Below are 16,847 nucleotides of genomic sequence, written 5' to 3'. Positions count from 1 at the left end.
TGTGGCGCAGAGCATCTACATCACCTCGGCCGAAGGCCATACCGGTAAGTCGACCATCGCCCTCGGCGTGCTCGACGCGCTCATGCGCGTCACCCCGCGGGTCGGCGTCTTCCGCCCGATCGCCCGGTCGGTGACCGAGCGCGACGACGTGCTCGAGCTGCTGCTCGCACACGACGGGGTGCACCTCGACTACGAGGACTGCATCGGCGTGACCTACGACGATGTGCGAGACGACCCCGACCGGGCGCTGTCGACCATCGTCGCCCGGTTCAAGGCGGTCGAAGCCCAGTGCGACGCGGTCGTCATCATCGGCAGCGACTACACCGATGTCGCCAGCCCCGCAGAGCTGGGGTACAACGCCCGGATCGCCGCGAACCTGGCGGCGCCCGTGCTGCTCGTGCTCAGCGGTCGCGATCAGCAGCGGCAGGCCGAGCAGCTGGGTACGACCACCGCCCGCACTCCCGCCGCGGTCGGACAGATCGGGGCGCTCGCGCTCTCCGAACTCGAGGTCGAGCGTGCGGAGCTGTTCGCGATCATCGTGAACCGGGCCGACCCCGAGCGGCTCGACGACATCGAACAGGCCGTCGCGGCGGTGCGCCCGCAGAAGACCACGCCGGTGTGGGCGATCCCCGAGGACCGCACCCTGGTGGCACCGTCGATCGACGGCATCCTCGCCGCGGTCGACGGCCGGCTCATCAAGGGTGACCGAGACCGTCTCGCACGCGAGGCGCTGACGATCGTCGTCGCGGGCATGTCGATGGTGAACGTGCTTCCCCGGCTCACGGAGGAGTCGGTCGTGGTGATCCCCGCCGACCGCACCGAGGTGTTGCTCGCGACGCTGCTCGCGGATGCGTCCGGCACGTTCCCCCGAGTCGCCGGCATCATCCTGAACGGCCCCTTCCCGCTTCCCGAGCCGATCGTCCAGCTACTCGACGGCTTCACCTCGACCGTGCCGATCATCGCGACCGACCTCGGCACCTACGACACCGCGGTGCGCGTGATGGGGGCCCGTGGCCGCATCTCGCCCGAGTCGCGGGGCCGCTACGACCGGGCGCTGGGGCTCTTCCAGACCCACGTCGACATCGCCGAGCTCACCACTCAGCTGGGTCTCGCGGAGTCGCGCGTCGTGACTCCGCTGATGTTCGAGTACGGCCTCATCGAGAGAGCACGCTCCGACCGTCGACGCATCGTGCTGCCGGAGGGCGATGACGACCGCATCCTCCGAGCGGCGGCGACTCTGTTGGCCCGGGAGGTCGCGGATCTCACGATCCTCGGCGACGAGTCGGCGGTCAGGGCTCGGGCGGTCGAGTTGGGCGTCGACATATCGGCGGCCCAGGTGATCAGCCCGAACGATCCCGAGATGGTCGAGCGCTTCGCGGCCGAGTACGCGCGGCTGCGGGCGCACAAGGGCATTACGCTGGCCCAGGCCGCCGACACGGTCACCGACGTGTCGTACTTCGGCACGATGATGGTCCACCTGGGCCTCGCGGACGGCATGGTCTCGGGTGCCGCCCACACGACGGCGCACACGATCCGCCCGTCGTTCGAGATCATCAAGACCAAGCCGGGCGTCACCGTCGTGTCGAGCGTCTTCCTCATGGCGCTCGCCGACCGGGTGCTCGTCTACGGCGACTGCGCGGTGATCCCGGATCCGACGAGCGAGCAGCTGGCCGACATCGCGATCTCGTCGGCGGCGACCGCACAGCAGTTCGGCATCGAGCCGCGCATCGCGATGCTGTCGTACTCGACGGGGGAGTCCGGCTCGGGTGCCGACGTCGACAAGGTCAGAGCCGCGACCGCACTCGTGCACGAGCGTGCACCCGAGCTGCTCGTCGAAGGCCCGATCCAGTACGACGCCGCGGCCGACGCGGCGGTGGCGAAGGCGAAGCTCCCCGACTCGGCGGTGGCAGGGCGGGCGACCGTCTTCGTCTTCCCCGACCTGAACACCGGCAACAACACGTACAAGGCGGTGCAGCGATCGGCGGGTGCCGTCGCGATCGGCCCCGTGCTGCAGGGTCTCAACAAGCCGATCAACGACCTCTCGCGCGGTGCGCTGGTCGACGACATCGTCAACACCGTCGCGATCACGGCGATCCAGGCGCAGTCCGAAGGAGCGACCGCATGAGCGCGATCCTCGTCATCAACAGCGGTTCCTCGTCGCTCAAGTACAGCCTGATCGACATCGAGAACGAGAACGAGCTCGCGACGGGACTCATCGACCGGATCGGACAGGACCTCAGTGCCGTCCGCCACACGGTGCGTCCGGATGCCGGAGGGGATGCCGTCGTCACGATGCTCGATGCCTCGTACGACTCCGAGCAGCCCGTAGCCGATCACGATGCCGCGTTCACGGTGATGCTCGACCAGTTCGCCGAGCACGGTCCGCTGCTCGACGAGCATCCGCCCGTCGCCGTCGGACACCGGGTGGTGCACGGCGGGGCACGGTTCTACGCACCCACCCTCGTCACACCGAACGTCGAGGAGCAGATCGAGGAGCTCTCGGTGCTCGCCCCGCTGCACAACCCCGCGAACCTCGCCGGGATCGTCGCGGCGAGGGCGGTGTTCTCCGGCGTCCCGCACGTCGCCGTGTTCGACACGGCGTTCCATCAGACACTGCCTCCGGCCGCCTACACCTATGCGATCGACGCAGAGCTCGCCGCGGAGCACCGGGTGCGCCGATACGGATTCCACGGCACCAGCCACCAGTTCGTGAGCGAGTCGGCCGCCGCGTTCCTCGGGCGCGACCTGGGCACACTCCGCCAGCTCGTCTTCCATCTCGGCAACGGCGCCTCGGTGACCGCGATCGAGGGTGGCCGATCGGTGGAGACCTCGATGGGGCTCACTCCGCTCGAGGGGCTCGTCATGGGGACCCGGTCCGGCGATCTCGATCCTGCGGCCCTCGTGCACCTCTCGCGTCGAGCCGGGTACTCGATCGACGATCTCGACGCGCTCCTCAACACGCGCAGTGGGCTCAAAGGCCTCGCAGGGCGCAGCGACATGCGCGACATCCTCGCGGGCAGGGAAGCGGGAGATGCGGCGGCGACGCTCGCGTTCGACGTCTACATCCACCGGCTCAGGGCGTATGCGGGGTCGTACATCGCGCAGCTCGGCGGAGTCGACGTGATCTCCTTCACCGCGGGGGTCGGCGAGAACGCAGCGGCCGTGCGCGCGGAAGCGATGGCGACGCTCGGATTCGCCGGCGTGGAGATCGATCACGGGCGCAATGCCGCACGCCAGCGCGGAGTCCGGCGGATCTCGACGGACGCGTCCAGAGTCGCTGTGCTCGTGGTGCCCACGAACGAAGAGCTCGAGATCGCCCGGCAGACGTTCCGTCTGCTCTGACCGATACGCCCTCGGGGGTTACCGCTCGGTGCCGAGCCGCACTACGCTTGCACAGTGGCACGGAGAGGTGCCGGAACCCTCGTCCTTCTCCTGGAGGCTGCTGTGCCCGAAGCCCTGCCCGATCCGCTCCGCGCCGAAGGCGTCCTGTTCGATCTCGACGGCGTGCTGACGCCGACCGCCGAAGTGCACATGCGCGCGTGGAAGGTCGTCTTCGACGACGTGTTCGAGCGCTGGGGCATCACTCCTCCGTATTCGGATGCCGACTACTTCGACTACGTCGACGGCAAGAAGCGCTATGACGGCGTGGCCAGTCTGCTGCGCAGCCGCAACGTCGAGATCCCCTGGGGTGCGGTCGACGACCCGCCCGAGGCCGAGACGATCTGCGGCATCGGCAACCGCAAGAACGCCGCGTTCGCCGAGTCCCTGCGTGGCGAGGGCATCGCCCCGTTCCCCGGATCGCTCGCACTCGTCGAGAAGCTCTCCGCCGCCGGCATCCCGCTCGGTGTCGTCTCGAGCTCCAAGAACGCCGAAGAGGTGCTGGCTGCCGCCGGCATCCGCTCGTTCTTCCGCATCGTGGTCGACGGTGTCGTCGCAGAGCGCGAGAACCTCGCCTCCAAGCCCGCCGCCGACATGTTCAGCGCCGGCGCCGTGGCGCTGGGCGTCGACCCGGCCCGCAGCATCGCCGTCGAGGACGCGACCTCGGGCGCGGCCTCTGCCGCCGCAGCCGGATTCGCGACCGTCGTCGGCGTCGACCGCGGCACCGGGGCCGACGCGCTGCGCGCCGCCGGCGCGACGGTCGTCGTCGACGATCTCGCCGTGTTCCTCGACCCCGCGGCCGACGAGTCCGCGCCGTCCGACTCCGCCGCTCAGGCACCCCGCTCCGACAACGAGGAGACCGCATGATCGACCGCGACCGCTTCCCCGTAGACCCCTGGCGCCTCATCGAGACGCGTTACTCCGAAGACGGGGTCGCCGAGACCCTGTTCGCCGTCGGCAACGGCTACCTCGGACTCCGGGGCAACCACATCGAGGGGCGCGGCGCCCACGAGCACGGCACCTTCATCAACGGACTGCACGAGACGTGGCCGATCCGGCACGCCGAGCAGGCCTACGGCTTCGCCGAGGTGGGGCAGACGATCGTCAACGCCCCCGACGCCAAGGTCATGCGCGTCTATGTCGATGACGAGCCGATCTCGTTCGATGAGGCGGACGTGCGCGAGTACCGCCGCACGCTCGACATGCGCACCGGCGTGCTCGAGCGCACCGTGGTGTGGGAGACCCCGTCGGGCAAGCGCGTGCGGATGCGCGATGAGCGCATCGTCAGCTTCGAGGAGCGCCACCTCGCCGTGCTGCGACTCGAGGTCGTCGTCGAGAACGCCGACGCCCCGGTCACCGTCAGCTGCCAGATGATCAACCGCCAGGACGGTGCCGGCGTGTACGCGGGCACCCCGAACCAGGCCAAGGGCGGATTCGATCCGCGCAAGGCCGAGAAGATCGCCGAGCGCGTGCTCGAGCCCGGCGAGTACTGGCAGGACGGACTGCGCTCCGCGCTGTCCTACAGCGTCGCGGCATCAGGCATGACGGTCGCAGTGGTCGCCGACCACATCATCGAGACCGAGAACGACTACACCTCGCGCACTCTCATCGAGGCGGACATCTCGAAGAACGTGTTCCGGGTGCAGGCGAAGGCCGGCGTGCCCATCACGGTCACCAAGCTCGTCAGCTACCACACCTCCCGCGGTGTGCCGGCCCGTGAGCTCGTCGACCGCTGCCGTCGATCCCTCGACCGCGTCGCGGTCGAGGGCGTCCAGGCGCAGTTCGATCGACAGGCCGAGTGGCTCGCTGCCTTCTGGGCTCGCAGCGACGTGCAGATCGGCGGACAGGACGACATCCAGCAGGCGACCCGCTGGTGCCTCCTGCAGCTCGCGCAGGCCTCGGCCCGCGCCGACGGAACCGGCGTGCCCGCGAAGGGCGTCTCGGGGTCGGGATACAGCGGACACTACTTCTGGGACACCGAGATCTACGTGCTCCCGTTCCTCACCTACACGTCGCCGCAGTGGGCGCGCAACGCCCTCCGGGCGCGAGTGCTCATGCTTCCGGCGGCTCGCCGACGGGCCGCGCAGCTCAACGAGGCGGGCGCGCTGTTCCCGTGGCGCACGATCAACGGCGAAGAGGCCTCCGCCTATTACGCGGCCGGCACGGCGCAGTACCACATCAACGCCGACGTCAGCTTCGCGCTCGGCAAGTACGTGCGCGCGACGGGCGACGACGACTTCCTGCGGCGTGAGGGCATCGACATCGCGATCGAGACGGCGCGACTGTGGGCGACACTCGGGTTCTGGCGCACCTCGCGCCTCGTCGCCGACACGAAGGACGACGACGGCATCGAGACCTTCCACATCCACGGTGTGACAGGTCCTGACGAGTACACCACCGTCGTCAACGACAACCTCTACACGAACGTCATGGCGCGCTACAACCTGCGCTACGCGGCGAAGGTCGTTCGTGAGGCGCAGGAGGCCAACGGCGAGGAGTTCGCCCGGGTCGTCGAGCGCACCGGACTCGCCGAGGGCGAGGCGGAAGGCTGGGAGCGCGCCGCCGACGCGATGTTCATCCCGTTCAGCGAACGGCTCGGCATCCACCCGCAGGACTCGCTGTTCCTCGAGCGCGAGGTCTGGGATCTGGCGCACACGCCGAAGGAGCAGCGACCGCTGCTGCTGCACTTCCACCCGCTCGTCATCTACCGGTTCCAGGTGCTCAAGCAGGCGGATGTCGTGCTCGCGCTGTTCCTGCAGGGCAACCACTTCACGCCCGAGGAGAAGAAGGCCGACTTCGACTACTACGACCCGCTGACCACGGGCGATTCGACGCTGTCGGCCGTCGTGCAGTCGATCCTCGCCGCCGAGGTGGGCTACCAGGATCTCGCTCTGCAGTACTTCCGGCAGTCGCTGTTCGTCGACCTGCACGACCTGCACCACAACGCGGCGGACGGTGTGCACGTCGCGTCGGCCGGAGGCGTGTGGACCGCTCTCGTCTGCGGTTTCGGCGGTATGCGCGACTATGCCGGCGAGCTCAGCTTCGACCCGCGGCTGCCCGCCGACTGGCCGTCGCTGTCGTACCCGCTGCAGTGGCAGGGGGCCTCTCTGCAGGTCACGCTCACGACGGGTGAGCTGCGCGTGCGAGTGCTCTCCGGAGACCCGGTGCCCTTCACGGTGCGCGATGTGGCATACATCGCCACGACCGAGCAGGAGGTCGTCGTCCCACTCGCGGATCAGGGACCGCTCATCCCCGGTCGCCCGTCGCTGCGGCAGTTCGCCGACGCGCTGCGCGAGGACGGCACGCGGCTGTCCGCATCCGTCCCGGTGATCACGACCGCCATCCCCATCATCGAGCCGATCGACTGAGGTGCTGATCACCGCAGCGCTGTTCGGACTCGCGCCCGCGCTGCTCCTGTTCGTGCTCGCGGTGGTCGAGCGGGCGCGCTCGGTGCAGCGCGTCGCGTCCCCCGGTGCGCGGTTCAGCCCGGCCGAGGGTGCGACCGTGCTGCACGACGCGCTGCTGCTGAACGCGGATCGGAAGGCCGTAGCCGCCGCGCTGATCGATCTGGCCGTGCAGCGCAAGGTGCGGCTGCTGGTCGACGCCGACGCGGCGACGACCGGCAGGTCGCAACGGCGTGCACCCGTCGGCATGGAGGTCGTCGACGGTGCGACGTTCACGTCCGAGGAGCTCAGCGTGCTCGAGGCGCTGTTCGGGCCGGATCACACCCCGGGGCGGGTGCGACGGTTCAGTGCGGATGCCCGGGCTCTGCACCGCCGGGTGCGCGGTGTCCTCGACGAGGCGGAGAAGCGGCTCGCGGCCGCGGGGCTCATCGACCGGAGTCGACGCGGGTGGGCCACGTTCCTGATCCGCGTCGCCGCGGTGCTGGTGGGGGGCATCTGCCTTCTGCTGCTCATAGCCGCCTGGTCGGTGAGCGAGCCGGGTGCGGCTCTCTACGCCGTGCTGGTCGTCGGCCTGGTCGCGGCGGTCGCGGCGATCGTGGTCGCTCCGCGGGCGTGGCGCCGGTTCCGCCCTGCGGCGCAGCCGCTGCGCGCGCACCTCGCCGGTATGCGCGAGTACATCGCCCTCGCCGAGGCGGAGCCGCTGCGCTTCTCGCAGTCGACAGACGGGGCGGATCTGCGGGCGGACGTCTCGTCGGCGGCGTCGGCGGAACGACTGCAGAGGTTCCTGCTGAACGAGCGACTGCTGCCCTATGCGGTGCTCTTCGGTCTGGAGCGGTCATGGACGGCTGTGCTGCAGACCGAGTCGCAGGCCCTGCGGGTCGCCGCGGGGATCGAGGGCGCGATGGAGGTCGCGGGAGCCGTGGTCGAGGTGATCGAAGCGGTGGGTGGCGTCGTGCATCTGGTGAGCGCGGTCGGCGAGCTGGTCGACGCGACGGGCGGGGTCGTCGAGGTGGTCGGCGGCGTCTTCGAGGCCGCGTCGTCGTGAGCCTTCGCCGAACCTCGGCCGTCTCAGCGGCGCGTCGCGGATCCCGGGCGCGATCGTCGGCGCTCGTCTGCCTGAACGTCCGTGGCACGCCGTAGGCTGTTCTGGTGACCACAGCCCTCTACCGCCGCTACCGCCCCGAGTCGTTCGGCGAGATGATCGGGCAGTCCCAGGTGACCGAACCGCTGATGACTGCGCTCCGCGGCGACCGTGTCGGCCACGCCTACCTCTTCTCCGGACCCCGTGGATGCGGAAAGACGACGTCTGCGCGCATCCTCGCCCGCTGCCTGAACTGCGCGGAGGGCCCGACCGACGTGCCCTGCGGAAAGTGCCCGAGCTGCGTCGAGCTGTCGCGGGCGGGCGGTGGCTCGCTCGACGTCGTCGAGATCGACGCGGCCAGCCACAACGGCGTCGACGACGCACGTGATCTGCGCGAGCGGGCGACGTTCGCCCCCAGCCGCGATCGCTACAAGATCTTCATCCTCGACGAGGCGCACATGGTGACGCCGCAGGGGTTCAATGCTCTCCTCAAGCTCGTCGAAGAGCCGCCCGAGCACGTCAAGTTCATCTTCGCGACGACCGAGCCCGAGAAGGTGCTCGGCACGATCCGCTCGCGCACGCACCACTATCCGTTCCGACTGGTGCCCCCGGCGGCGATGCTCGAGTACGTCGAGAAGCTGTGCGGCGAAGAGGGCGTGGTCGCCGAGCGCGGTGTCCTTCCTCTGGTGGTCCGCGCCGGGGGAGGCTCGCCGCGAGACACCCTGTCTCTTCTCGACCAGCTGATCGCCGGTTCCGACTCGCCCGCAGGTTCCGAGACCGTGACCGTCGCCTACGAGCGCGCCGTGGCGCTCCTCGGCTACACGCACGCCGCGCTGCTCGACGAGATCGTCGATGCGCTCGCCGGCGCCGACGCCGCAGCGGCGTTCCCGGCGATCGACCGCGTGGTGCAGACCGGCCAGGACCCGCGTCGCTTCGTCGACGATCTGCTCGAGCGTCTGCGCGACCTCATCGTGATCGCGGCTGTGGGTGCGGGAGCGTCGTCGGTGCTCCGTGGAATCGCCGACGACGAGCTCGCGCGCATGCGCACGCAGGCCGATTCCTTCGGGTCGGCCCGACTCTCGCGCACGGCCGACATCGTCAGCGCCGCCCTCGACGACATGTCGGGCGCCACCTCGCCCCGTCTGCACCTCGAGCTGATGGTCGCTCGCGTGCTCGCTGCGGGAGCGGATGCCGTCGCCGCCGTCCCGTCCGCACCGGCCGCTGCCGCCTCCGCCCCGCCGCGGGCGTCCGCGCCTGCACAGGCGGCTCCCGCCGCTCCCGTTGCTTCGTCGGCTGCTCCCGCAGCTGCTGCTCCCGCCGCTCCCGCCGCTGCTCCTCAGGCTGCGGCCGATCGACCGGCGACCACGACCGAACCGGCCGGCGGGGAGACCGGGGATTCCGACACGGCCGAAGCGACCCCTGCCGATGCGACGTCGAACGCGGCACCGGCTGTCGACGCCGCACCGGCCGCCGAGGTCGCAGCGCCCTCCGGGCCGGTCGCCTTCGAGCAGATCACCGCCGCCTGGCCGGCCGTCCTCAAGCGGCTCGAGAGCGTCAGCCGCACGTCGTGGCTGCTGGCCACCGCCGTCCAGCCGCTCGCATACGTCACGGAGACCGAGGTGCTGACTCTGGGCTTCGCCAGCCAGCACGATGTCGCCAAGTTCAAGGGCACGACGCCGGGTTCGGGTCCCTCCGACCATCTGCGCGGCGCCATCGAGCAGGAGCTCGGCGTGCGCGTCAAGTACCTCCCTGCTCCGATGCCAGCGGGGGGAGCGCCTCGTCAGCCCGCGACGCCTTCATCGGGACGCCCGACCGACGACGCGCCCGCATCGGAGCCTGCGTCAGCGGACTCACCGCGAGCTCAGTCACCGCGATCGCAGACCCCGCACGCCGAGAAGCCGCGTGGTGAGTCGCCGAAGACGGAGACCGTGGCCGCTCGGTCGTCGGCTCCTCAGACAGGGAGTTCCTCGGCCCCCGTCACCGAGTGGGCGGTGGCGTCGATCCCGGCATCCGAGCTCGCTGAGCCCGCTCCGGTGACAGCTCCGCCGGCGGCGTCTGTGCCTGCTGCCACCTCTGCCACGGCGGCGCCTCAGACGGCGGCGCCTCAGACGGCGGCGGCTCCGAGCCGCGCGACGAGTGACGTCTCACCGGAGATCCGAGACGACGCACCTCCGCCCATCGACGATGAGCCGCCGTACTTCGACGACGAGCCGCCCTACGACCCGTCGTACGAGCCGGAGCCGATGTCGCAGGCGGCGCCGCCCGCCGGAGGCTCGCCGTCGACCGCTCCCTCCGCGCGGTCGACGACCGCACAGGCAGCCCCTGCGCGCAGAGTGGCTTCGGCCGCCGCAGCCCCGGCGATCACCGAGCGCGCCCCCGCCGGGGGAGTCCAGCGCTACGGCGAGGCCGTGATCCGCCAGGTGCTCGGCGCGACGTTCGTTCGCGAAGAGCCCTACGAGCCCCCGACGAGGTTCTCCTGATGTATGACGGCATCGTCCAGGAGCTGATCGACGAGTTCGGTCGACTCCCCGGAATCGGCCCCAAGTCCGCGCAGCGCATCGCTTTCCACATCCTGCAGACGCCGACATTCGACGTCGCGCGTCTCTCCGAGCTGCTCGTGGAAGTGCGGCTGCGGGTGCGCTTCTGCGAGATCTGCGGCAACGTGGCAGAGCAGGAACGCTGTGCGATCTGCCGCGACCCCCGACGCAATCCGGCCGTCATCTGCGTCGTCGAAGACGCGAAGGACGTCGCCGCGATCGAACGCACCCGCGAGTTCCGTGGCCTGTACCACGTGCTCGGGGGCGCGATCAGCCCGATCGCCGGCATCGGCCCCGACGACCTGCGCATCGCCCAGCTGATGTCGCGTCTCGGCGACGCCACGGTGCAGGAGGTCATCCTCGCGACGAACCCCAATCTCGAGGGCGAGGCGACTGCGAGCTACCTCAGCCGCCTGCTCACCACGATGCAGATCACCGTGTCCCGCCTCGCCTCCGGCCTTCCGGTCGGTGGCGACCTCGAATACGCCGACGAGGTCACTCTCGGGCGCGCATTCGAGGGCCGGCGCGTGCTGTGAACGCACAGGGCGGCTTCTCGCGACGCGGGTGGTTGCTCTTCGGGGCAATGGCGCTGCTGTGGGGCGTGCCGTACCTGTTCATCAGCATCGCGGTCGAGTCCCTGTCGCCCCCCGCGATCGTCGCCGGGCGCACCCTCATCGCGGCGCTGCTCCTCCTCCCGTTCGCGCTTCGCGGCGGTGCGCTGAGAGCGGCGTGGAAGCACTGGCCCTGGGTGCTCGCGTTCGGCCTCGTCGAGATGGCGGGTCCGTTCGTGCTGCTCGGCCACGCCGAGATGACCCTGCCCTCGGGCATGACGGGTCTGCTCGTCGCGACCGTGCCGCTGTTCGCGGCGCTCATCGCACTGGGCGGGGGAGACCGGGGAGTCCTGCGCCCGGCGCGGGGGATCGGTCTTCTCGTGGGATTCATCGGCGTCGCGATCGTCGTCGCCGGGCCCGGACTGTTCGGTGGTGAGGTCAGTCTGATCGCGGCCGGCGAGGTGCTGCTGGTCGCCATCCTCTATGCCATCGCCCCCTTCATCGTCGCTCGACAGCTGAACGACGTCCCCTCGCTCGGCACCATCACGCTGTCGCTGCTGATGATCGGCGTGATCTACCTGCCCATCGGTCTGCTCACGCAGCACCAGATGCCGACGCTTCCCTCGATCTTCGCGCTCCTCGCGCTGGCCGTCATCTGCACCGCCGTCGCCTTCCTGGCATTCTTCGCTCTCATCCGCGAGGTCGGCCCCGTCCGCGCGCCGTTGTTCACCTACGTGAACCCGGTCGTGGCGATCATCCTCGGTGCGATCGTGCTCGCCGAGCCGCTGACGCCGGGCCTGCTCATCGGATTCCCGCTGATCATCGCGGGCTGCTGGTTCGCGGCCACCGGCGGGCGCCTCCGTCCCCAGGCCGCTGCCCGAGCCGACCTGCCTGCAGTGCCCCTGCCGCCCGCGCCCTGACCCACCCGGGCGCCACCGTCACATGCGAAGAAGCGCATATGCGCCAAACGTAGAATGGGGGTGGGCGGATCCGCCCGACATCCCAGGGAGTGAACGTGGCCCTCATCGTGCAGAAGTACGGCGGCTCCTCAGTCGCCGACGCAGAGAGCATCAAGCGCGTCGCCAAGCGCATCGTCGACACGCGTCGCGCCGGCCATGACGTCGTCGTCGCCGTGAGCGCGATGGGCGACACGACCGACGAGCTGCTCGACCTCGCCAACGAGGTCGCGCCGATTCCCGCTCCGCGCGAGCTCGACATGCTGCTCTCGAGCGGTGAGCGCATCTCGATGGCGCTCCTGGCCATGGCCATCCACTCGATGGGCTTCGAGGCGCGGTCGTTCACCGGCAGCCAGGCGGGCATGATCACCGACTCGCAGCATGGCGCCGCCCGCATCGTGGATGTCACCCCGATCCGTCTGCGCGAAGCGCTCGACGAGGGGGCCATCGTCATCGTCGCCGGCTTCCAGGGCTTCAACCGCGACACCCGCGACATCACCACGCTCGGACGCGGCGGCTCGGACACGACGGCCGTCGCTCTCGCCGCGGCCCTCGACGCCGACGTCTGCGAGATCTACAGCGACGTCGACGGCATCTTCACGGCCGACCCCCGCGTCATCCCGAAGGCGCAGAAGCTCGACCACATCGGCAGCGAGGAGATGCTCGAGCTCGCCGCCAACGGCGCGAAGGTGCTCTACATCCGCGCTGTCGAGTACGCACGCCGTCACGGCGTCCTGATCCACGCCCGTTCGACGTTCTCGTCGTCCGAGGGCACATACGTTCTGGGCGAGGGTATGAAGAACCCCCGCGAAGCCGAGGGAGCAGCAGCCATGGAAGAACCGATCGTCGCCGGTGTCGCCACCGATTTCGGCCAGGCCAAGATCACCGTCGCCGGCGTTCCGGACGTGCCGGGCAAGGCGGCGGAGATCTTCAAGATCGTCGCGAAGTCCGGCGCCAACGTCGACATGATCGTGCAGAACGTGTCGGCCACGGGTCGCACCGACATCTCGTTCACGGTTCCCAAAGCCGATTCCTCGGCTGCGCTCAAGGCGCTCGCGGGGGAGCAGACCGAAGTGGGCTTCCAGAACCTGGTGCACGACGACCAGATCGGCAAGCTGTCGGTCGTCGGAGCGGGTATGCGGACGCACTCGGGCGTCTCCGCGACGCTGTTCGAGGCGCTGTCGGCCGGTGGCATCAACATCGAGATGATCTCGACGTCCGAGATCCGCATCTCGGTCGTGCTCCGCGACACCGACCTGGCCGAGGCCGCCCGCACCGTGCACACCGCGTACGGACTCGACGGCGACGCCGAGGCCACGGTCCACGCCGGCACCGGTCGCTGACCTCCGCCGATCGCGCACGATCTGCGGATGACCGCACTATCTGCGGAAGTGTCAGCTGATCCCGTCCGCGAATCGTGACTCGATCCGCAAAACTGACTCGGGATGCTGACCCGGCCCGCACCCCGCCCGACGGTCGGTCCTCGATCACCGGACGGCACGGTAGACTCACCGAAACCCTGACATCGGCGCCAGGCGCGGCATCCGCATCCCGACGTCGCGCCTGAAGCCTCGTATGCAGCACTGCACGACGCCAAGGAACATCATGACCCGCATCTCCGACTCAGGACTCTCCGTCGCCATCGTGGGCGCCACCGGCCAGGTGGGCACCGTGATGCGCGAGATTCTCGCCGAACGGTCCTTCCCGATCCGTGAGCTGCGCCTGTTCTCCTCGTCGCGTTCCGCGGGAACGGCCATCGAGTTCGGCGGCGCGACCGTCATCGTCGAGGATGTCGAGTCGGCGGATGCCGCGGGCATCGACATCGCCCTCTTCTCGGCCGGCGCGACCGCCAGCCGCGCATACGCTCCCCGCTTCGCCGAGGCCGGAGCCGTCGTCGTCGACAACTCCAGCGCCTGGCGCAACGATCCCGAGGTTCCGCTGGTCGTCAGCGAGGTCAACCCGCACGCGATCGACGACCGCCCTCGCGGCATCATCGCCAACCCGAACTGCACGACCATGGCAGCCATGCCGGTTCTGAAGGCGCTGCACGCCGAAGCGGGTCTCGAGCGCCTGATCGTCTCGACCTACCAGGCCGTCTCCGGTTCGGGTCTCGCCGGTGCGCAGGAGCTCCTCGGACAGGTCGAGGGCGTCCTCGCCCAGGGCGACACGCTGCGCCTCGTGCACGACGGCTCGTCGATCGACTTCCCGGAGCCCGAGAAGTATGTCGCTCCGATCGCGTTCGACGTCATCCCGTTCGCGGGCAACCTGGTCGACGACGGTCAGAACGAGACGGACGAGGAGAAGAAGCTCCGCAACGAGAGCCGCAAGATCCTCGAGCTGCCCGACCTCCGTGTCGCCGGCACGTGCGTGCGGGTTCCCGTCTTCACGGGCCACTCGCTCTCGATCAACGTCGAGTTCGCCCGCGACATCACGCCGCAGCGCGCCGCCGAGGTGCTCGCCGCAGCCCCCGGTGTCGTCCTCGACGAGGTGCCCACGCCGCTCCAGGCCGCGGGCAAGGACCCGAGCTTCGTCGGACGAATCCGCGCCGACCAGTCCGCTCCCGAGAACAAGGGCCTCGTGCTGTTCATCAGCAACGACAACCTGCGCAAGGGCGCGGCGCTGAACGCGGTGCAGATCGCCGAGATCCTCGCCGAGCGCCTGGTCGCCATAGCCTGACCGCATCGCGGTCATGCGGATCCGGTCTCGCCGGACGGCCCCGCGTGGTCTGTCCTGCCGTGACCGCGAACTAGACTGTCGTGGTGACCGAAACCGTCGATGTCGTCTTGATCGGTGGTGGCATCATGAGCGCCACCCTGGGTACCCTTCTGCACGAGCTGCAGCCGGATTGGAAGATCGTCGCGTTCGAGCGACTCTCCGATGTGGCTCAGGAATCGTCGAACCCGTGGAACAACGCGGGCACCGGCCACGCGGCGCTCTGCGAGCTGAACTACATGCCGCAGCAGAAGGGCGCTCCGCTCGACCCCGCCAAGGCCGTCTCGATCAACGAGCAGTTCCAGCAGAGTCGTCAGTTCTGGTCGTCTCTGGTCGATCGCGGCGTGCTCGATGCGCCGTCGACCTTCATCAACGCGACGCCGCACATGACGTTCGTGCGCGGTGAGAAGGACGTCAAGTACCTCAAGGACCGCTACGAGGTCCTGAAGAAGCAGCCGCTGTTCGAGGGCATCGAGTACAGCGAGGATTCCCGCGTCATCAACAAGTGGGCGCCGCTGCTCATGCAGCAGCGCCGTAAGGGCGAGCCGTTCGCGGCCACCCGCGTGCCCGCCGGAACCGACGTCGACTTCGGTGCGCTGACGCACCAGCTCTTCGACCACCTCACCGAGTCGGGCGTCGCGCTGCGCACCAACCACGAGGTCAAGAGCCTGAAGAAGCAGAAGGACGGCACCTGGCTCATCAACTACCGCACGACGATCGGTCGCACGCCGAACCAGATCAAGGCGCGTTTCGTGTTCGTCGGCGCCGGCGGCTGGGCGCTCAAGCTGCTGCAGCGCTCGGGCATCCCCGAGATCAAGGGCTACGGTGTCTTCCCGATCGGCGGGCAGTTCCTCAAGACCTCGAACCCGAAGATCGTCGCGCAGCACAAGGCGAAGGTGTACTCGCAGGCCTCGGTGGGCGCCCCGCCCATGTCGGTCCCGCACCTCGACACGCGCGTGGTCGACGGCGAGGCCTCCCTGATGTTCGGTCCGTTCGCGACCTTCAGCCCGAAGTTCCTCAAGAACGGCTCGATGCTCGACATCGTGTCGCAGGTGCGCACGCACAATCTGTGGCCGATGCTGCGCGTCGCGTTCGCGAATCCCGACCTCATCACCTACCTGGTGGGGGAGCTGCTGAAGAACCACGCCAAGAAGGTCGACAGCCTGCGCACGTTCATGCCGACGGCGAAGGACGAGGACTGGACGCTCATCGACGCGGGGCAGCGCGCCCAGGTCATGAAGAAGGACCCCAAGAAGGGCGGCATCCTGCAGTTCGGCACCGAAGTGGTGTCCGCGGCCGACGGTTCGATCGCCGGTCTGCTCGGCGCCTCGCCCGGCGCCTCCACCGCCGTGCCGATCATGCTCGATCTGCTGAAGAAGTGCTTCCCCGACGAGTACCCCGGCTGGGAGTCGGAACTGCGCAAGCTCATCCCGACATTCGGCGAGCAGCTGAACAAGGACCCCGAGCTGGCGGCGAAGTCCACCGCGGCGACGGCGGCCACGCTCGGCATCAACGAGTAGCGCGCCGGTGGCGAAGCTCTACTTCCGCTACGGGGCGATGAACTCGGGCAAGTCCACCTCGCTGCTCCAGGCCGCGTACAACTACGAGGAGCGCGGCCAGCACGTGCTGCTCGCAAAGCCGGCGATCGACACCAAGGGTGCATCCGAGATCGCGAGTCGACTCGGTGTCACGCGGCACGTCGACTATCTCATCGCTCCCGATGCCGACGTCCGCGAGCTCTTCGACGAGCACCGGGATCGCGTGCGCCGTGCGGTCGCCGATGAACCGGTCCGCGGGGGGTCGATCGATGTCGCCTGCCTCCTGATCGACGAGGCGCAGTTCCTCACGGCGGAGCAGGTCGACGACCTCTTCCGCATCGCGATCGAGGACGGCATCCCGGTGATCGCCTACGGCATCCGCAATGACTTCCTCACCCACGCCTTCCCGGGGTCGGCTCGTCTGCTCGCGATCGCGCACTCCCTCGAGGAGCTGAAGACCATCTGCCGCTGCGGGCGCAAGGCCGTCTTCAACGGTCGTGTGATCGGTGGTCGGTTCGTCTTCGACGGCGACCAGGTCGCCATCGACGAGGGCGCTGACGGATCGCTGGCGCCGGAGATCACGACCTACGAGTCGCTGTGCGGCGCGTGCTACCTCGAAGAGTCGGGTGGGCGGCTGGGCTGAATGCCCTCGCGTCCTGCTCCGCCCTCGGGCGCTGTGTCGTCGTACCC

Annotated in this window: 12 protein-coding genes; all 12 read left to right on the top strand. The window is 69.3% G+C overall.

Annotation, left to right across the window (positions count from 1 at the left end):
• Position 1 precedes the first annotated feature (1 nt).
• The gene (pta, locus tag BMW26_RS12655; RefSeq protein ID WP_072591639.1) at positions 2-2,125 is read left to right on the top strand and encodes a phosphate acetyltransferase; all 2,124 of its coding nucleotides are present in this window, start codon (positions 2-4) and stop codon (positions 2,123-2,125) included.
• Positions 2,122-3,342: an acetate/propionate family kinase gene (locus BMW26_RS12650; protein ID WP_072591638.1), complete on the top strand. Its 1,221-nt coding sequence runs from the start codon at positions 2,122-2,124 to the stop codon at positions 3,340-3,342. The genes pta and BMW26_RS12650 overlap by 4 nt, the downstream gene beginning before the upstream one ends.
• 54 nt (positions 3,343-3,396) lie before the next feature.
• Positions 3,397-4,245, top strand: coding sequence for an HAD-IA family hydrolase (locus BMW26_RS12645; protein ID WP_442922968.1), 849 nt, complete (start codon positions 3,397-3,399; stop codon positions 4,243-4,245).
• Entirely contained in the window at positions 4,242-6,746 is a 2,505-nt protein-coding gene (locus tag BMW26_RS12640) for a glycoside hydrolase family 65 protein (RefSeq protein WP_056279834.1), read from the top strand. The genes BMW26_RS12645 and BMW26_RS12640 overlap by 4 nt, the downstream gene beginning before the upstream one ends.
• Before the next feature lies 1 nt (position 6,747).
• Positions 6,748-7,827: a DUF2207 family protein gene (locus BMW26_RS12635; protein ID WP_072591636.1), complete on the top strand. Its 1,080-nt coding sequence runs from the start codon at positions 6,748-6,750 to the stop codon at positions 7,825-7,827.
• A gap of 104 nt (positions 7,828-7,931) precedes the next feature.
• Positions 7,932-10,343, top strand: coding sequence for a DNA polymerase III subunit gamma and tau (locus tag BMW26_RS12630; RefSeq protein WP_198032323.1), 2,412 nt, complete (start codon positions 7,932-7,934; stop codon positions 10,341-10,343).
• Positions 10,343-10,936 (top strand): recombination mediator RecR, encoded by a 594-nt coding sequence (gene recR, locus BMW26_RS12625; RefSeq protein ID WP_053097391.1) that lies wholly within the window; start codon positions 10,343-10,345, stop codon positions 10,934-10,936. The genes BMW26_RS12630 and recR overlap by 1 nt, the downstream gene beginning before the upstream one ends.
• Entirely contained in the window at positions 10,933-11,871 is a 939-nt protein-coding gene (locus BMW26_RS12620) for a DMT family transporter (RefSeq protein ID WP_072591634.1), read from the top strand. The genes recR and BMW26_RS12620 overlap by 4 nt, the downstream gene beginning before the upstream one ends.
• Positions 11,872-11,966: 95 nt before the next feature.
• Positions 11,967-13,250 carry an aspartate kinase gene (locus BMW26_RS12615; protein WP_053099207.1) on the top strand — a complete coding sequence of 428 codons (1,284 nt, stop codon included), beginning with the start codon at positions 11,967-11,969 and terminating at the stop codon, positions 13,248-13,250.
• A gap of 262 nt (positions 13,251-13,512) precedes the next feature.
• Positions 13,513-14,583, top strand: a complete 1,071-nt coding sequence (locus BMW26_RS12610) for an aspartate-semialdehyde dehydrogenase (protein WP_072591633.1) — start codon at positions 13,513-13,515, stop codon at positions 14,581-14,583.
• Between the two features lie 83 nt (positions 14,584-14,666).
• Complete coding sequence (locus BMW26_RS12605) at positions 14,667-16,139, top strand: malate:quinone oxidoreductase (protein WP_072592336.1); 1,473 nt, start codon at positions 14,667-14,669, stop codon at positions 16,137-16,139.
• 7 nt (positions 16,140-16,146) lie between these two features.
• Positions 16,147-16,800, top strand: coding sequence for a thymidine kinase (locus tag BMW26_RS12600; RefSeq protein ID WP_056279839.1), 654 nt, complete (start codon positions 16,147-16,149; stop codon positions 16,798-16,800).
• Positions 16,801-16,847 lie beyond the last annotated feature (47 nt).

Source organism: Microbacterium sp. 1.5R (assembly GCF_001889265.1).
GTDB lineage: Bacteria > Actinomycetota > Actinomycetes > Actinomycetales > Microbacteriaceae > Microbacterium.
This window is presented reverse-complemented; position numbering and strand designations above follow the sequence as displayed.